General features: G+C 71.3%; 13 protein-coding genes. 4 read left to right on the top strand and 9 right to left on the bottom strand.

Annotated elements, in window-relative coordinates; all coding sequences use genetic code 11:
* Positions 1-198 precede the first annotated feature (198 nt).
* The gene (locus H5J33_RS08630; protein ID WP_258564965.1) at positions 199-1,329 is read right to left on the bottom strand and encodes a hypothetical protein; all 1,131 of its coding nucleotides are present in this window, start codon (positions 1,327-1,329) and stop codon (positions 199-201) included.
* A gap of 269 nt (positions 1,330-1,598) precedes the next feature.
* Between H5J33_RS08630 and H5J33_RS08625 the strand changes: the two genes are divergently transcribed.
* Positions 1,599-2,591, top strand: coding sequence for a DJ-1/PfpI family protein (locus H5J33_RS08625; RefSeq protein WP_181794290.1), 993 nt, complete (start codon positions 1,599-1,601; stop codon positions 2,589-2,591).
* Positions 2,592-2,687: 96 nt separating this feature from the next.
* Here the strand turns inward: H5J33_RS08625 and H5J33_RS08620 are convergent, their stop codons facing one another.
* The 3 genes from H5J33_RS08620 to H5J33_RS08610 all read right to left on the bottom strand — a co-directional run bounded on the left by H5J33_RS08620 (position 2,688) and on the right by H5J33_RS08610 (position 7,104).
* Complete coding sequence (locus tag H5J33_RS08620; RefSeq protein WP_181794289.1) at positions 2,688-4,304, bottom strand: MDR family MFS transporter; 1,617 nt, start codon at positions 4,302-4,304, stop codon at positions 2,688-2,690.
* Positions 4,305-4,383: 79 nt separating this feature from the next.
* On the bottom strand, positions 4,384-5,592 hold the full coding sequence (locus H5J33_RS08615; protein WP_181794288.1) for a glycosyltransferase: 1,209 nt from the start codon (positions 5,590-5,592) through the stop codon (positions 4,384-4,386).
* A gap of 189 nt (positions 5,593-5,781) precedes the next feature.
* Entirely contained in the window at positions 5,782-7,104 is a 1,323-nt protein-coding gene (locus H5J33_RS08610; RefSeq protein ID WP_181794287.1) for a UDP-glucose/GDP-mannose dehydrogenase family protein, read from the bottom strand.
* A gap of 292 nt (positions 7,105-7,396) precedes the next feature.
* On the opposite strand from H5J33_RS08610, the gene H5J33_RS08605 reads away from it, so the two are divergent.
* The gene (locus H5J33_RS08605; RefSeq protein WP_181794286.1) at positions 7,397-8,059 is read left to right on the top strand and encodes a TetR family transcriptional regulator; all 663 of its coding nucleotides are present in this window, start codon (positions 7,397-7,399) and stop codon (positions 8,057-8,059) included.
* A 191-nt stretch (positions 8,060-8,250) separates the two neighbouring features.
* On the top strand, positions 8,251-9,717 hold the full coding sequence (locus H5J33_RS08600) for an MFS transporter (protein WP_309485361.1): 1,467 nt from the start codon (positions 8,251-8,253) through the stop codon (positions 9,715-9,717).
* Positions 9,718-9,806: 89 nt separating this feature from the next.
* On the opposite strand, the gene H5J33_RS08595 is transcribed toward H5J33_RS08600, so the two are convergent.
* From H5J33_RS08595 to H5J33_RS08575, 5 genes are all read right to left on the bottom strand, one after another.
* Positions 9,807-10,448, bottom strand: a complete 642-nt coding sequence (locus H5J33_RS08595) for a TetR/AcrR family transcriptional regulator (protein ID WP_181794284.1) — start codon at positions 10,446-10,448, stop codon at positions 9,807-9,809.
* Positions 10,449-10,497: 49 nt separating this feature from the next.
* Positions 10,498-11,169 carry an SGNH/GDSL hydrolase family protein gene (locus H5J33_RS08590; protein WP_181794283.1) on the bottom strand — a complete coding sequence of 224 codons (672 nt, stop codon included), beginning with the start codon at positions 11,167-11,169 and terminating at the stop codon, positions 10,498-10,500.
* Between the two features lie 97 nt (positions 11,170-11,266).
* On the bottom strand, positions 11,267-12,160 hold the full coding sequence (locus tag H5J33_RS08585; RefSeq protein WP_181794282.1) for a DUF6528 family protein: 894 nt from the start codon (positions 12,158-12,160) through the stop codon (positions 11,267-11,269).
* A 130-nt stretch (positions 12,161-12,290) separates the two neighbouring features.
* On the bottom strand, positions 12,291-13,295 hold the full coding sequence (locus H5J33_RS08580; protein WP_181794281.1) for a peptidoglycan-binding protein: 1,005 nt from the start codon (positions 13,293-13,295) through the stop codon (positions 12,291-12,293).
* 1 nt (position 13,296) lies between these two features.
* Positions 13,297-13,443 carry a hypothetical protein gene (locus H5J33_RS08575; protein ID WP_181794280.1) on the bottom strand — a complete coding sequence of 49 codons (147 nt, stop codon included), beginning with the start codon at positions 13,441-13,443 and terminating at the stop codon, positions 13,297-13,299.
* A 276-nt stretch (positions 13,444-13,719) separates the two neighbouring features.
* On the opposite strand from H5J33_RS08575, the gene H5J33_RS08570 reads away from it, so the two are divergent.
* The gene (locus H5J33_RS08570) at positions 13,720-14,163 is read left to right on the top strand and encodes a helix-turn-helix domain-containing protein (RefSeq protein WP_181794279.1); all 444 of its coding nucleotides are present in this window, start codon (positions 13,720-13,722) and stop codon (positions 14,161-14,163) included.
* Positions 14,164-14,170: the final 7 nt, after the last annotated feature.

Here is a 14,170-nt window from a genome sequence, read left to right as displayed (position 1 = left end):
CCGCGGTCGGCGGGAGCCCGCACACATGTCCCCGGACGGAAACCGACGAGCCGTGCCGCCTCCCGAGGGCTGGAGCCCGGTCGCATGAACGGGAGGCGGCACGGATCGGTCATGGTTCAGGCGCTACCGGGGCGCCGCCGGCGAGGACCAGGGTGGTCCCAGTGGGACTCCGCCGGTCAGGACCGGAGTGGTCCCGTGTCAGACCGACGCGGTGTGCCCGGTGATGGGGCAGGTCGCGGCGGCCGCCGCCGCGCCGAACGCGGCGGTCTTCGCGGCCGGGGCCGTTCCGCCGACCTGCTGGAGGATCTCGTCCGACAGCAGGTCCTCCTTGCCCTTGAGGGCGTCGGCGACCTTGAGGTCGGTGTTGAACACCATCTCGGCCGCGACGTTGTCCTGCACGATGCGCGCCAGGTTGTCCAGGGCCACCGCGATCGGGTCCGAGGGGGTCTCCACGGTGGGCAGGTCGATCAGGTGGGTGTCGACCTTCGCCTGGTTCATGGTGCGGCGGATGATGATGGACGCCTGGTTGAGTTCGGACGTCGTCCAGATCGACAGCACCGTGACGTACAGGTCGCTCCACGCCGCCTCGCCGAGCAGCGTGCGCCACCGCTTCATCAGCGTCTCGATGCCGGTGATCTGCGCGGTGGCCGCGAAGGTCATGTTGACGCGGATCGACGGGTAGACGGTCGCGGCGAACCGGTTGTACGCCACCATGTCGAAGGACTGCGCCTTGACGATGGTGTCGATGAACTTGACGGCCTCCGACAGGATCGTGTTGCAGGAGTCGTCCAGATCCACCGGGAGGTTCGCGGTGGGCAGCTTCGTGAGCGCCGAACTCAGCGTGGTCCGGAAGCTGTTCAGCGGAGTGATCCAGCCCTTGTCGCCCGGGGACTTGAACGCGACCATGTCCAGGTCGTGCGGGTCGATGCGGTCGGCGTTGGGGATGTTCGGCACCTGGTCGCTGAGATAGGCGGCGATCACCGAGTAGATGCCCAGCGGAACGTGGGCGATGGACTTGGCCAGTTCGAAGTACTCCGGAACCGGGTCGACCGTCTCGACCTGGACTCCGTTGTTGATGAGAGTGAAACGTCCGCCGACCGCGTTGTTCTGGACGACGATGACCGGGCTCAGATGCTTGACCAGCTCGGCCTTGAGAGACGCGTAATTGGCGCGCATCCCGGCGTTGACGTTGCGGATCGCGTTCCGTGCAGCCCCCTCGTCGGTCGCCGCCGGTGCGGCCGACGCGCTGGTGGCCGTCTGCGTCTGGGTGAGGAAGGTGGCCGCCCCTGCTGCCGAAACGGTACCCAGAAATCCTCTACGAGTTGCCATGCCCCGTCTTTCCATAGTGAGTTCGGTGTTCCGTGGGGTTGGGGGGAAAGGCGTGGGGGGAGTTCAGGTGGGGGGCGTGGGGGGAGTTCAGGGCGGGGGGAAACAGGAGTCGGGGGGAACTCCGGTAGGGGGAAGGTTCGGTGATGGGAATGGGATGAAGCGCGTTCGCTGCGTTGACCTGCACCTATGACGCTACGGCCCGGCACACGCGTCGGCAATGTCGTCTAGCATGCAGAAACAGACATCGACGTTGCCGGCCGGGGGAGCTAGTGCACATCGTTGAACGACTGATCGTCATCGTCCTGTTCGAAGGCGTCGACCTGCTCGATGTCACGGGACCACCGGAGGTGTTCTCCCTCGCCCGGCGCGAGACGGAGGACGCGGCGGGCTACCAGGTGGTCCTGGCCGCCGAGACCCTGGCTCCCACCGTCACCGCCGCCGGGGTCCGGGTCCTGCCCGATGTCACCTTCGACGAGGTGGCGGAACGGAGCATCGACACGCTCGTCGTGCCGGGCGCGGTCGAGGTCGACGGACACCGGCGCGTGCACGCGCTGGTCGATCCGGTCGTGGTCGAACGGGTCAGACAGCTCGCGCCCCGGACCCGGAGGGTCACCTCCGTCTGCGTCGGGGCCCACATCCTCGCCGCGTCCGGGCTCCTCGACGGCAAGCGCGCCACCACGCACTGGTCGACCGCCCAGCAGCTCGCCGCCGACCATCCCGCGGTCGAGGTCGACTCCGACCCGATCTTCATCCGCGAGGGCAACGTGTGGACCGGCGCGGGCATCAGCGCCTGCCTCGATCTGTCACTCGCGCTCATCGCCGAGGACCTCGGCGAAGCCGTCGCGCTGCGCGTCGCCCGGCAACTGGTCATGTATCTGAAACGGCCGGGCGGGCAGAGCCAGTTCAGCGTCCCGCTGGAACAGGTCGCCGCGACCCGGCGCATCGAGGTGCTCCGCCACTACATCCTGCGCCACATCGCCGAACCGCTCACCGTCGCGCAACTCGCCGACCACGCCCACGTCAGCGAGCGGCAGCTCACCCGGATCTTCAAGAACGAGCTGGGCACGACACCGTACGCCTACATCGAATCGGTACGCGTCGAACGGGCCCGCAACCAGCTGGAGACCACCGACGCCACCCTCGAACGGGTCGCGACCGCTTGCGGGTTCGGCACCGTCGACACGCTCGTCAGGGCCTTCCGCCGCCGGCTCGACACCACGCCCACCGACTACCGGCGCCGGTTCCGGACCAGCCCCGGCTGAACTCCGCGGCCCGGCTACGGCCCGGCCGGGTGCCGCGGCCTCGCCATGCCCCGGCACCCGGCGGCGGTGCCGGGGCATGGCCTGTGGCCACCGGGGTCACTCGTCGGCGAGCGTCAGGTTCGGCACCCGCCAGGCCGCGATCAGGAAGGCGACCAGGGCCACCGCGGCACCGGTGAGGAAGACGAGCCGCATCGACGCTGTGTACCCCTCAAGGAACGGCAGCGCGGCACTCCGGTCGAGAGACCGCAGGAAGGCCGAGTCCTCCAGGTCGACACCGCCGCCGGGGCGCAGCACACCCGCCAGGGCGTGCGCGTTGTCGGGCTGTGCCAGCACACGGCGGTACGCCGGGTCACGGCGGGCCTCGGCCAGCCGCTCGGCGATGCGGCCGCCCGCCGTGGAGAACAGGATGGACAAGAAGGCCGCGGTGCCCACCGTACCGCCGTTGGAACGGAAGAAGTTGACCGAGGCCGTCGCCGCGCCCATGTCCGTACGGGGCACCTCGGACTGCGCGAGCGTGGTGAGCGTCTGCATCGAGGCGCCGAGCCCCGCACCCATCAGGGCCATGCCGAGGGCCGCCTGCCACAGCGGGCTGTCCACGCGCAGGGTCGCGAACACGAGCATCGCGGCGGTGAACGAGCCTATGCCGGCGACGAGATGGACCTTGAAGCGGCCGGTGCGCGCGATCAGCCGGCCCACCAGCAATGTCACGGCGAGGTTCGCGGCGACCGTGGGAAGGGTGGCGAGCCCCGCCTCCATGGGGTTCATGCCGCGAACGAGCTGGAGATACAGCGGCAGTGTCGTCATCGCGCCGAACATGCCGATGCCGACGACGAAGTGCAGCCCGACACCCAGCCGGAAGGCCCGGATGCGGAACAGCCGCGGTGGCAGCAGCGCGGCCGCACCCATCCGGCGCTCCACCACGACGAAGGCGACGAGTCCCAGCGCGCCCACGGCGTACATCAGCAGCGCCAAGGGCGAACCCCAGCCCCAGCTGCGGCCCTGCTCGGCGACGGTCAGCAGGGGCACGATCCCCACGGCCAGCGCGAGGGCCCCGCGGTAGTCGAGCCGGTGCCGCACCCGCCGGTGCGGGAACCGCAGGACGCGGACGATCGCCACGGCCGCCACGGCCGCGAGCGGCACGTTGAGCAGGAAGATCCAGCGCCAGCCGTCGATGCCCAGCAGCGTTTCCCGGTCCGCGAGGGCTCCGCCCGCCAGTGGGCCGACGATGCTGGCGCCGCCGAACACGGCCATGAAGTAACCCTGGTAGCGGCCCCGTTCGCGCGGTGTGGTGATGTCGGCGATGATCGTCATGGCCAACGACATCAGCCCGCCGCCCCCGAGCCCCTGCACGGCCCGGAACGCCGCCAGTTCGTAGATGGACGTGGCGCATCCGCACAGCAGCGAGCCGACCGTGAACAGGCCGATCGCGGCGAGGTACACGGGCCGCCGGCCGTGGATGTCGGAGAGCTTGCCGTACAGCGGGGTCGCGAGGGTGGCGGTGATGAGGTACGCGGTGGTCGCCCACGCCTGCGCCGTCAGCCCGTGCAGGTCGTCGGCGATGGTCCGCAGCGCGGACGCGACCACCGTCTGGTCCAGCGCTCCCAGGAACATGCCCAGTACCAGTCCGGACATCACCGTGGTGATCTGCCGGTGGCCGAGCCGCACGGGCGCGTCCTCGGCCGCGTTCTGCCGTCGGGTTTCGGAGGAGGTCACATGTCGTCCTAGAGGGGTCGGTGCCGGGGGCCGCGCCCGTGCCGTGGGGACGGCCCCCGTGTTGGGGGGACCAGGGAAGTTACCCGGCGATCCGCTCCAGGTCGCCGACCGCCTGCTCGATGTCCGGCAGCGTCAGCATCGCCAGCCGGGCCGCCCGCATCCGCGCCCTGGGCGCGGGGTCGGTGAGCAGCGTCCGGCACATGTCGGTGATGCCTCGCGCGCTGCGGTCGGTGATGTGACCGCCCAGGCCCAGCTCGACCACGCGCTCCGCGTTGGTGTGCTGATCCCCGAAGTGCGGCATCACCGCCAGCGGGGTGCCGGTGCGCAGGGCCTCGCGGACGCTGTTGAAGCCGCCGTGGGTGAGGAACAGGTCCACCGCCTCCAGCAGCAGCGGCTGCGGCACCCGCTCGGTCACGCGGACGTGCCCGGGCAGCCCCTCGGTGTCCACCGGAAGCCCGGAGGTCGACACGATCACCGTGCAGTCGTCCAGCTCGGCCGCCGCCCCCAGGATCGCCTCCAGACTCTCGGTGGCATCGGGCATCTCCACCGGCAACGGGTTGGCCCCGGCCCCCAGATGCTCGCGCACCATCGGCAGGGCGGTGCCGATCGCGGCGTACACCAGGGGCCGGTCCGTGGGCAGTTCGACGACCCACTCGGGCAGCACCTGGTGCCGCTCGACGTCCACGGTCTGGCGGTACGACAGCGTAGGCGGCAGGTTCCGGGAGAAGGAGTAGGCGGGCGGTACGTAGTCGACGCGGCCGTGCGCCACGAGGGACAGCGGATCGTCCCGCTCGGGCAGCCCGAGCTCCCGGCGCCGTTCGTTGAGCGGGGACAGTACCTCTTCGGGCTCGATGGTGTTGGAGAACCCGGAGGGCGTCGGCAGCTGCGGCACGCCCAGCTGCTCGGCGGTGAGCACCGCGGCCATGTCCATGCCGTCCCGCAGGATCAGGTCGGGCTGGAAGTCCCGGGCGATGGGGGCGAGGACGTCCAGGTGCGGCTTGACGGCCGTCCCGGCCAGGGCCCGCGTCAGCAGGCGCGGCAGGACCGGCGAGGACAGGGACAGGGCGGCGCCGTCCTGGAGTTCGCCGAGGTGCGGGGTGAGCACGGCGACCGGGTCGAACTGCGGTAAGACGGGACGGACTTCCACGTCGTCGTCGTGGAACACGGGGGCCAGGGCCTCGGTGGTGACCACCAGAACCCGGTGCCCGGCCTTGGAGAGGGCGCGCAGCAGGGGCAGTTGAGCACGGCCGTGCGAGGGACTGCCGAGCGTGGTGCACAGGACTCGCATGGGGGGTGGGCCTTTCTCTCGTGGAGTTTCGGCGGTGGCAGTCGAAGGGGGGCGTCAGGCGCCGGGTCGGTGACCTGCGACCAGCGGCACACACCCGCGCACATGTGGGACACGCGGGCGGACGGGGAAGACGGTGCCGGACGGTGCGTCAGGCGCGCACGGTCACGGCGCCGGCCGGGTGCTCCCGGTTCACGCCACCCGCGCCGGTGCGCTCGCGCGTCCGATGCCCTGCCAGCTCAGCCCGGCCCGGGCGAGCCGGTCCGGGTCCAGCAGGTTGCGGAAGTCGTGGACCTCGTGGCCCGTCATGCGCGCCGCGATCGCCGCCCAGTCGAGGTCGCGCAGCTGCGGCCACTCGGTGAGGACGACACAGGCCACGGCTCCCTCCGCCGCCCGCACCGGGTCGTCGGCGAGCTCGGCCAGATCGCTCAGGTCGGGCTGCTCCTCGCACAACGCCGGGTCGTAGGCGGTGAGTTCGGCACCCCGCTCGCGCAGCAGCCGGGCGACGGCGAGCGCGGGCGAGTCGCGCAGGTCGGAGGTGCCGGCCTTGAACGTCAGCCCGTACAGGGCGAGCCGTACGCCGTGCAGCGAGCCGTCCGGGCCGCGCCCGCACGCGGCGGCGATCCGCTCGACGAGCCGGCGCTGATGGGTGACGTTGGTGTCGATCGTGGCCCGCAGCAGCGGGAAGTCGACCCCGGCCTGCTCGCACACGGTGAGCAGGGCGTGGGTGTCCTTCGGCAGGCAGGAGCCGCCCCAGCCGGGTCCGGGCAGCAGGAAGGAGGAGCCGATGCGCGGGTCCCGCCCGATGCCCTCGGTGACATCGCCGATGTCGGCGCCGAAGCGCTCGCAGGCGGTGGCGAGGTTGTTGGCGAAGGACAGCTTCATCGCGAGGAAGAAGTTCGCCGCGTACTTGGTCAGTTCGGCGCTCGCCGGGTCGGTGAGCACCAACGGCGCGTCCAGCGCGGCGTACAGCGCGGCCACCCGGCGGGCGGCGTCCCGGCGGGCGGCGCCGATCACTATCCGGTCGGGGTGCAGGAAGTCGTGGACGGCGCGGCCCTCGCGCAGGAACTCGGGGTTGCTGACGACGGCCACGTCGGCGCGCCCGAGCAGCTCGGCGACGCGCTCACTGGTGCCCACGGGCACGGTCGACTTGTTGACGACCACACAGCCGGGCGGCAGTACGTCACGTATCTGTTCCGCGACGGCCTCCACGGCGGCTAGGTCGGCGGCGCCGCCCGCGCCCATGGGGGTGGGCAGGCACAGGAAGACCACCTCGGCCTCCGCGACGGCCGCCGCGGTGTCCTCGGTGAACTCCAGCCGGCCCGCCTCCAGGGCGTCCCGGACGGTCTCGGGCAGGCCGGGCTCCAGGATGTCCACCCGGGCCGCGCGCAGCCGCTCCACCTTGCGGGGGTCGGCGTCCGCGCACACCACCGTATGGCCGAGGGAGGCGAGACAGGCACCGGTGGTCAGTCCGACGTAACCGGTGCCGACCACGGCGACGCGTTGAGAAGGCACAGAAGATCACCATTTCCGGTCGACGGGGCCCGCGCCGGCGGCCTCGGCGGCGCGCGGTGGGGGGCGCGCGCCGCCGCGCCGTGCGGGCGACCCGGAACGGGCCGACGCCGTCGTACGGCCCTGGGAGGGAGAGGAAACGAAGTCATCAATCGTTGACCCGTTCCAGGTATGGCATGTGGAGCGAACACAAGTCAACGATTGGTGACAACGATCGGTGACTTTGAGCCAGCAGCCGCAGGCTGGAACATGGGCCGTTGGCGGGCGGGCCGCCTGACGATGGAGGTTTGGTGACGTGACGGGAGTACAGAACGGCGAGGCGTCTGAAGCGGTGGCCGACCGGCCCGCCCGGAGGCGTTCGGCCACGGCCACGCGCGCGGCGCTGAGGACCGCCGCGGCCTTCCGGTTCGGCAAGTACGGATACGAGGGCACCAGCGTGCGCGACATCGCGGGTGACGTGGGTGTGGACGCGGCTCTCGTCTACCGTTACTTCGGCTCGAAGGAAGCGCTGTTCAACGATGTGACGGGCGCCGGCAAGATATTCGAGCCCCTGCTCCAGGAGCCGGTGGAGGCCATACCCGACTGGTTGTGCGCCATGCTCCTGGGGGCGCCGAAGGACGGGGAGTTCACCCACCCGGTGCTCTCGGTGCTGCGCTCCTCCGGCAAGGGCGAGGCGGTCGCGCGGCTCCGGGCGGATTTCAGCGAGGTGTTCTCCACGCGCCTGGCGGCCCGCCTCGGCGGCCCCGACGCCGAGCTGAGGGCGGAACTCCTGGCGGCCTGGATGCTCGGCACCAGTCTCGTCCTCACGGAGATCCGCCCCCCGGCGCTCCAGTCGGCGCCGGACGAAAAGCTGGAGAAATACCTCCGGTCGGTCATCACGACCCTCCTCGGCCCGTCGGCACTCGACGGAGGGGCGCCCGAGACGGGAGACGACTGCCGGGCGACGGGCGACCGCTGAGCCGCGAGGCGGGTCGGTTCGCCTCGATCCGCCGGTCGCCGTCACGCCACGGGAGGAAGCGCCGGCAGGTGTGGCGCCCGGATCGGGAAAGGAGGAGAAGTCGATTGAAGTAAGCATGCGGTCGTACGTATTCTTTGTGGGGCTCGGAGTCGCCGAGCCGGTTGCGCCTTGCCGCGAAAGGGATGCCCCACGTGTCGAATGCCAGCCCCACCACCAAGGCCGCGCCCGGCGCGCGGCCGGGTCCAGAGGACGCGGTGCCCTGGGGCACGCTGTCGACCGTCATGATCGGTATGTTCATGGCGATCCTGGACTCGTTCATCGTCGTCGTGGCCGGTCCGGCCATTCAGGCCGAGCTCGGGGCGACCGCGGGCGAGCTGCAATGGGTCCTCGCCGGTTACCAGTTGAGCTACGCCGTCGTCCTGATCACCGGAGGCCGGCTCGCGGACCTCTACGGGCGCAGGCGCGTCTTCACGACCGGGACGGCGGTCTTCACGCTCTCGTCCCTCGCCTGTGCCGTGGCCGGCGGTCCGGGCGTGCTCATCGGTGCCCGCATCGTCCAGGGCCTGGGCGCGGCCCTGATGGTGCCGCAGGTCTTCACCGTCATCACGCTGACCGTCCCGGCGCGGAACCGGCACCGTGTCTTCGGCGTCCTCGGGGTCGTCATGGGGCTGGCCTCGGTCGGCGGTCAGGTGGTCGGCGGCCTCCTGATCGGCGCGGATCTCCTCGGATCCGGCTGGCGTTCGGTGTTCTGGGTGAACATCCCCATCGGTATCGCCACCATTCTGCTGGCCCTCGCGCACGTACCGGAGTCGCGGGCGGAGCGGACCCGCAAGCTCGACGTGCCCGGCGTTCTGGTCCTCGGCGCGGCCCTGCTGCTGCTCACCTACCCGCTCATCCAGGGCCGGGACGCGGGCTGGCCCTGGTGGACGTGGACCTGCTTCGCGGCGAGCGCCCTGGCGTTCGCGCTCTTCGTCGTGCTCGAGCGAGCGGTCGACCGGCGCGGCGGTGAGCCACTGCTCAAGCCGTCACTCTTCGCCCAGCGCTCGTTCTCGCTCGGGATCGTCCTGGTCCTCGCCGTGTACGCGCTGCTGACCTCGTACTATCTGGCGCTGTCCGTCTCGATGCAGGACGGGCTGGGCATGTCGGCCCTCGGCGCGGGGCTGGTCTACGCGCCGGCGGCGGTGACCTTCTTCGTCTGCGGTCTGATCGCCGGGCGGCTCGTGCCCAAGTACGGCCGCCGCGTACTGGAGACCGGTGCGGTCGTCCTCTCGGCCGGCTATCTGACGACCGCCGTGGTCCTGCTGTCCGGCCCGCGACTGACGCCCCTGCTCGTCATCCCGACCCTGATGCTGCAGAGCGTAGGGGGCGGATTGCTGATCACCCCGCTGCTCAATACGGTCCTGGCGCGGATCGATCCGCGGACCGCGGGGATGGCCTCCGGATCGCTGTCCACGGCTCAGCAGGTCGGTGCCGCGCTGGGCGTGGCGATCGTCGGGGCGGTGTTCTTCCGCACCTTCCGCACCGGTGCCGCCTCGGGGGACCGGGTGCACGCGGCGGGGCACGCGTTCGCGCTGACGTCCCTGACGGCCTGCGCCGTCGCTGCGCTCGCGGCCCTGCTGGTGTTCCTCCTGCCGAAGGCGCCGCCGGCGAAGCCGTGATGGCACGGAGTGGGCGGGCCGGCGCCTTCGGGGAGTGATTCCCCCGAGGTGCCGGGCCGTTGCCGCGTACGGCCCGGCGCGAGGAACGCTCAGGCCGCCTTCAGGAGGTCTTCCACGGTGCGGCGGACCTTGGCGATGACATCCTCGTGTCCCAGCCGCAGGGCCGTGTTGGCCGCGCAGAGCACGGAATCGATCTGGAAGACCGCGAGGTCGATGTCGAGTTCCGCGATCTCGTGGGACCCGACGGCGGTCCGCAGTTCCTCGCCGATGGCGCCGAGCCATTCCCGCTGGTGGCGAAGGAGGGCGTCGCGGACCGGTCCGGGCCTGCTGTCGAAACGGGCCATGTTCGCGACGCGGAAGCAGCCGCCCTCGAACAGCGGTGTCCTCGCGTACTCGATCCAGTGCTCGATCAGGGAGCGCAGCCGGGCGGCTCCGGGAGCGGCGTTCCGCGCCGGGCGGACGACCGCGTCGATGAACATGTCGCGCGCGTACTCGACGGTCGCGAGCTGGAGCACCTCCTTGGACCTGAAGAGGGTCTGGATACCCGCCTTGCTCATGCCCGTATCGGTCGCGAGACGGCCGAAGCTCACGTCGTCCAGTCCGTCGACCGAGGCGATGTCGACCGCGCGACGCAGCGCGGCCTCACGCGTCCGCGCCCCTTTGAGCAGGCGTTTGTCGGTGACCGACACCGCGTCCGCGCGCATGGCGAACGTACGTGCCCCAGTGTCCATACGGTCGATCGTACTCGGGTGCGGGCGCGCGGCGTGAACGGACCGGCGTTCAGGGCGTGCGGTGCGCCAGGGCGGCGGCCAGCGCCCGGACCATCTCGCCGGCCATGACGGCCTGGCCCGACGTGGAGAAGTGGACGCGGTCCGCGCTCAGCAGGTTCTCCCGGGAGTTGACGGGGTGGTCCCACATGTCGACGACCACGGCGCCGTACTCGCCGGCGAGGACGCGGACGAGGCCGTTGAGGGTGAGCACACGCTCCGTCCAGTCGGGGAAGACCGGCACGACGTAGGAGCGCCCCAGGGTGAAGGTCGTCAGCAGCGCACCCGTGGCCGCCGCCAGGTCGTACAGCGTGCGCAGGTTCCGCTCGATCTTCCCGAAATCCGGTGCGCGGCGCAGGAGATCGTTGGCGCCGCAGGGGAGGTGCAGCAGGTCCGGGGCGAACTCCCGCATCGCGTCGGCCTGATGGGTGAGGGTGGCGAGAGTCGTCGCGCCGTTCACCGCCGTGTTCAGGTAGGCCAGCCCGGGCCGCACCTGCCGCAGGATGTGCGCGACGCGATCGGACCAGCCCCGGTCGCCGTAGCCGGCGCTCTTGTCCCCCGTCCCTGCCGAGAGGCTGTCCCCGATCACGGCGTAGCGCTGCCAGGGGGCGTCGAACAGCATCGCCGCGGCGTCGAGAGTGGCGAGGCAGAAGGGATCGGTCTCCTCGGTGAAGGTCGTAACCATAACCAAAGAGTGCGGTCGGACGTATGTATTGTCAACGCCGTCGGGTGTGGTGCGCGCTCGCAAGGCCGACGGCGGGCCTTCCCGGCCCCGGCCGGTCTCAGTGGAACTGCGCCGTGTACAGCCGGGCCTTGTAGATCTGGGCGCCGGGACGGGTCCGGTCGCCGCCCGCGGAGAAGTGGACGGTGGGGCCGCCCCACACGGAGTCCTCCGCGTTGGGGTCGGTGGTCCACATGGCCTGACCGTTCGCGTGGCGTACGTAGGACTTGGGGTGGGGCAGCGAGGCGACGGTGGTGAGGGCGCGGGTCGCCTTGTCGAGGGAGTAGACGTGGCCGCTGTCGGCGACCAGCAGGGTGCCGGGCCGGCTGTAGTCCGGCTGGAGGTCGTGGCCGTTGCCGGCGATCTTGATGTCCGGGCCGTGCTTGACCAGGCGGGAGTCGCGCATCGATCCGGTCACGCGGTAGCTGCGCACGACCGTGCCGCCGGTCACCCACAGCAGCTTGTTCTGGTCGTCCCACAGGACGGCGTGGGCCTTGGTGAACTCGAGGGTCTGCACCTCCTTCAGGGTCGCCGGGTCGCTGCTGGACGGCCCGAAGACGTGCAGCCGGTCCCGTGACCCCGCGACCACGACCGTGCCGGCGTCGGGCACGCGCTCGATGCAGTGCGGGTAGCTGGTGATGCGCGCCGACCACAGCAGGTCGGCCCGGGTCAGATGCGCCTTCGAGGTCACGTTGACGATCGCGGCACGGCCCTCGCCGGGGCGGCCGAACGTCATCAGCGCGATCATGCCGTAGCGCCGGGTGTCCCGGAAGCGGATCTCGAAGGGGTGGTCCCAGCCGGGGGCGTTGCCCGTGCTGAAGCTCCACCGGACATTGGCGTCGGTCCACTGGGCGTTGCGGTCGAAGAGGAGGATCCGGCCGGTGCGCTGTTCGGTGATCGCCACCTGGTAGGTCGCCGCCGCGGCCGTGCCGGAGGTGTCCTCGGAGGTGCTCATGTGCGGTTCTCCTGGTCCGTGAGGGAGAGCTGAGGGGGACGGACGGATGGGGACGGGCGCTGCCCGTCCCCATCGAGCGGGACCGGAAGGCCGCCCCCCGTGACGGTCCTCCGGTCCGCGTGCCGTCCGGTCAGAACGAGCCGGAGTTCAGGGCCTTCTGCAGGGCGCGGGTGGTCGCCGCGTCCCACTCCCCGTTCGCCGGGGTGGCCAGGTGGTTCTGCAGGGCGGCGACCGTCTTGGGTCCCACGACGCCGTCCGCCGTGACCTTCAGACAGCGCTGGAGCGCGGTGATGGTGAGCGGGCCGAACGCCCCGTCGACCTCCAGGCCCGCCTTGTCCCGGCTGTTGAGGGTGCGCTGCAGTGCCGCGCAGGTCGCCGGGCCGAAGATCCCGTCGACCTCCAGCGCCGCGGGAGCGGCGACGAGGGCCTTCGGGCGGATCGGTGCCTTCTTCCCGGCCAGCGCGGCCTTCATCATCGCCGCCGACTGCGGGCCGTACTCGCCGTCCACCTTCAGGTGGTGGGCGGCCTGGAAGGTCTTCACCGCCTTCTGCGTGGCCGGCCCGAACTCGCCGTCCGCGGTGAGCCCGGCCTTCTGCACGGTGTTGAGGTTCTTCTGCAGGGTCTTGACGGCCTGCCCCTTCGAGCCCAGTCGCAGGATGCCGTCCCCGGACGGCAACGGCGCGCTGCCCCCCGTGTAGGCGGGACGGCCGTAGCCCACTATGCAGGCGGAGCTGCGCAGCCTGCGGCGGAAGGCGTTGGAGGTGTTGCCCTCCAAGGTCGTGATGGTGCGGTTGGAGTGCACCGCCTCGACGATGCCGACGTGGTCGATGGCCCCGATGGAGCGGGAGCCGGACCAGTCGAAGAACACGATGTCGCCCGGGCGGATCCCGCCGATGCCGTAGTGCCAGCGGCCCTTGCGCTGGAAGGCGCGGGCGTGGGCGGTGGTGAGGGCGAACTTGCCGCCGATCGCCGCGAGGTTGTCGGAGTGGGCGGCGGCGTAGCTGACGGCCATGTCGCACCACGGGCCGGTGAAGCCGTACCACCTGGTGATCACGTTGCGATTGGAACCGGGCGGGTGCTCGGTGGTGCCCAGCAGCTTGCGGGCTTCGGCGAGCATGCCCTGAACGTTGCCCATGTCAGAACTCCACGTCTTCGGGAAGGGACTGGACGTCTCCGGTCACCGCGTCATCGGGGTCCTGGCTGACGCCGGCCTGGTCGGGGTCGACGTCGAAGATCCCCGCACCGCCCACCGGGTAGGGCGGCGTCTCCACGGGCTCGGTCATGAGCGCTCCTTCGGGTACGGGATGTCGTGTACGGATGTGCGGACCGGCGGCGGCGCGGACGGCCAGGACACGGCCGGCCGGCGCTGTGCGGCGTGCCGCAGCGGTGCCGCCGGACACCGATTCCAGCCGCCGCGGAATTGGTGAGCAGCCCCTGTTCGTGCAGGTAATCAATGTGCGTGCGCGCCGACGCGCCGCCTGGCCGCCGCACGGGCCGGGTCCTACCGTGGGGATGCGGCGCGAGGGGACGGCGCCGATGCGGTAGAGGGGGAACAGGGGATGGGACGTCCGGAGAACCCGATCGATCCGGAGGCGGGGCCGGTCCAGCGGTTCGCGGTGGAGTTACGGGCCCTGCGGGCCGAGGCCGGCGGGCCGACGTACCGCTCGATGGCACAGCGCACCCCGTATTCGGCGGCGGCGCTGTCCCGGGCGGCGGCGGGTGAACGGCTGCCGTCGGCGGAGCTGACCCGGGCGTACGTCACGGCGTGCGGCGGGGACCCGGACGAGTGGGAGAAGCGCCGGCAGGCCGCCGCCGGCGAACTGGCGGCGCTGCCCCACGAGGACCAGGACGCCCGGGAATCCCCGTACCGGGGGCTGGCCCGGTTCGAGCCGGGCGACGCGGCGGTCTTCTTCGGCCGCGACCAGCTCGTGGCGGACCTGACGGAACTGGTGCGCGGGCACCGGTGCGCGGTGGTGCTCGGAAAGGTCATAAAAGCTGACTGATCTCTCG

It is taken from the genome of Streptomyces sp. WELS2 (genome assembly GCF_013870595.1).
In the GTDB taxonomy this organism is placed as follows: Bacteria; Actinomycetota; Actinomycetes; order Streptomycetales; family Streptomycetaceae; genus Streptomyces.
This window is presented reverse-complemented; position numbering and strand designations above follow the sequence as displayed.

Excerpts from the sequence above, each read along its gene's own strand:
- H5J33_RS08585 (WP_181794282.1), bottom strand. The coding sequence starts at position 12,160 with ATGAGCACCTCCGAGGACACCTCCGGCACGGCCGCGGCGGCGACCTAC.
- H5J33_RS08630 (WP_258564965.1), bottom strand. The coding sequence starts at position 1,329 with ATGGCAACTCGTAGAGGATTTCTGGGTACCGTTTCGGCAGCAGGGGCG.
- H5J33_RS08580 (WP_181794281.1), bottom strand. The coding sequence starts at position 13,295 with ATGGGCAACGTTCAGGGCATGCTCGCCGAAGCCCGCAAGCTGCTGGGC.
- H5J33_RS08570 (WP_181794279.1), top strand. The coding sequence starts at position 13,720 with ATGGGACGTCCGGAGAACCCGATCGATCCGGAGGCGGGGCCGGTCCAG.
- H5J33_RS08595 (WP_181794284.1), bottom strand. The coding sequence starts at position 10,448 with ATGGACACTGGGGCACGTACGTTCGCCATGCGCGCGGACGCGGTGTCG.
- H5J33_RS08590 (WP_181794283.1), bottom strand. The coding sequence starts at position 11,169 with ATGGTTACGACCTTCACCGAGGAGACCGATCCCTTCTGCCTCGCCACT.
- H5J33_RS08575 (WP_181794280.1), bottom strand. The coding sequence starts at position 13,443 with ATGACCGAGCCCGTGGAGACGCCGCCCTACCCGGTGGGCGGTGCGGGG.
- H5J33_RS08615 (WP_181794288.1), bottom strand. The coding sequence starts at position 5,592 with ATGCGAGTCCTGTGCACCACGCTCGGCAGTCCCTCGCACGGCCGTGCT.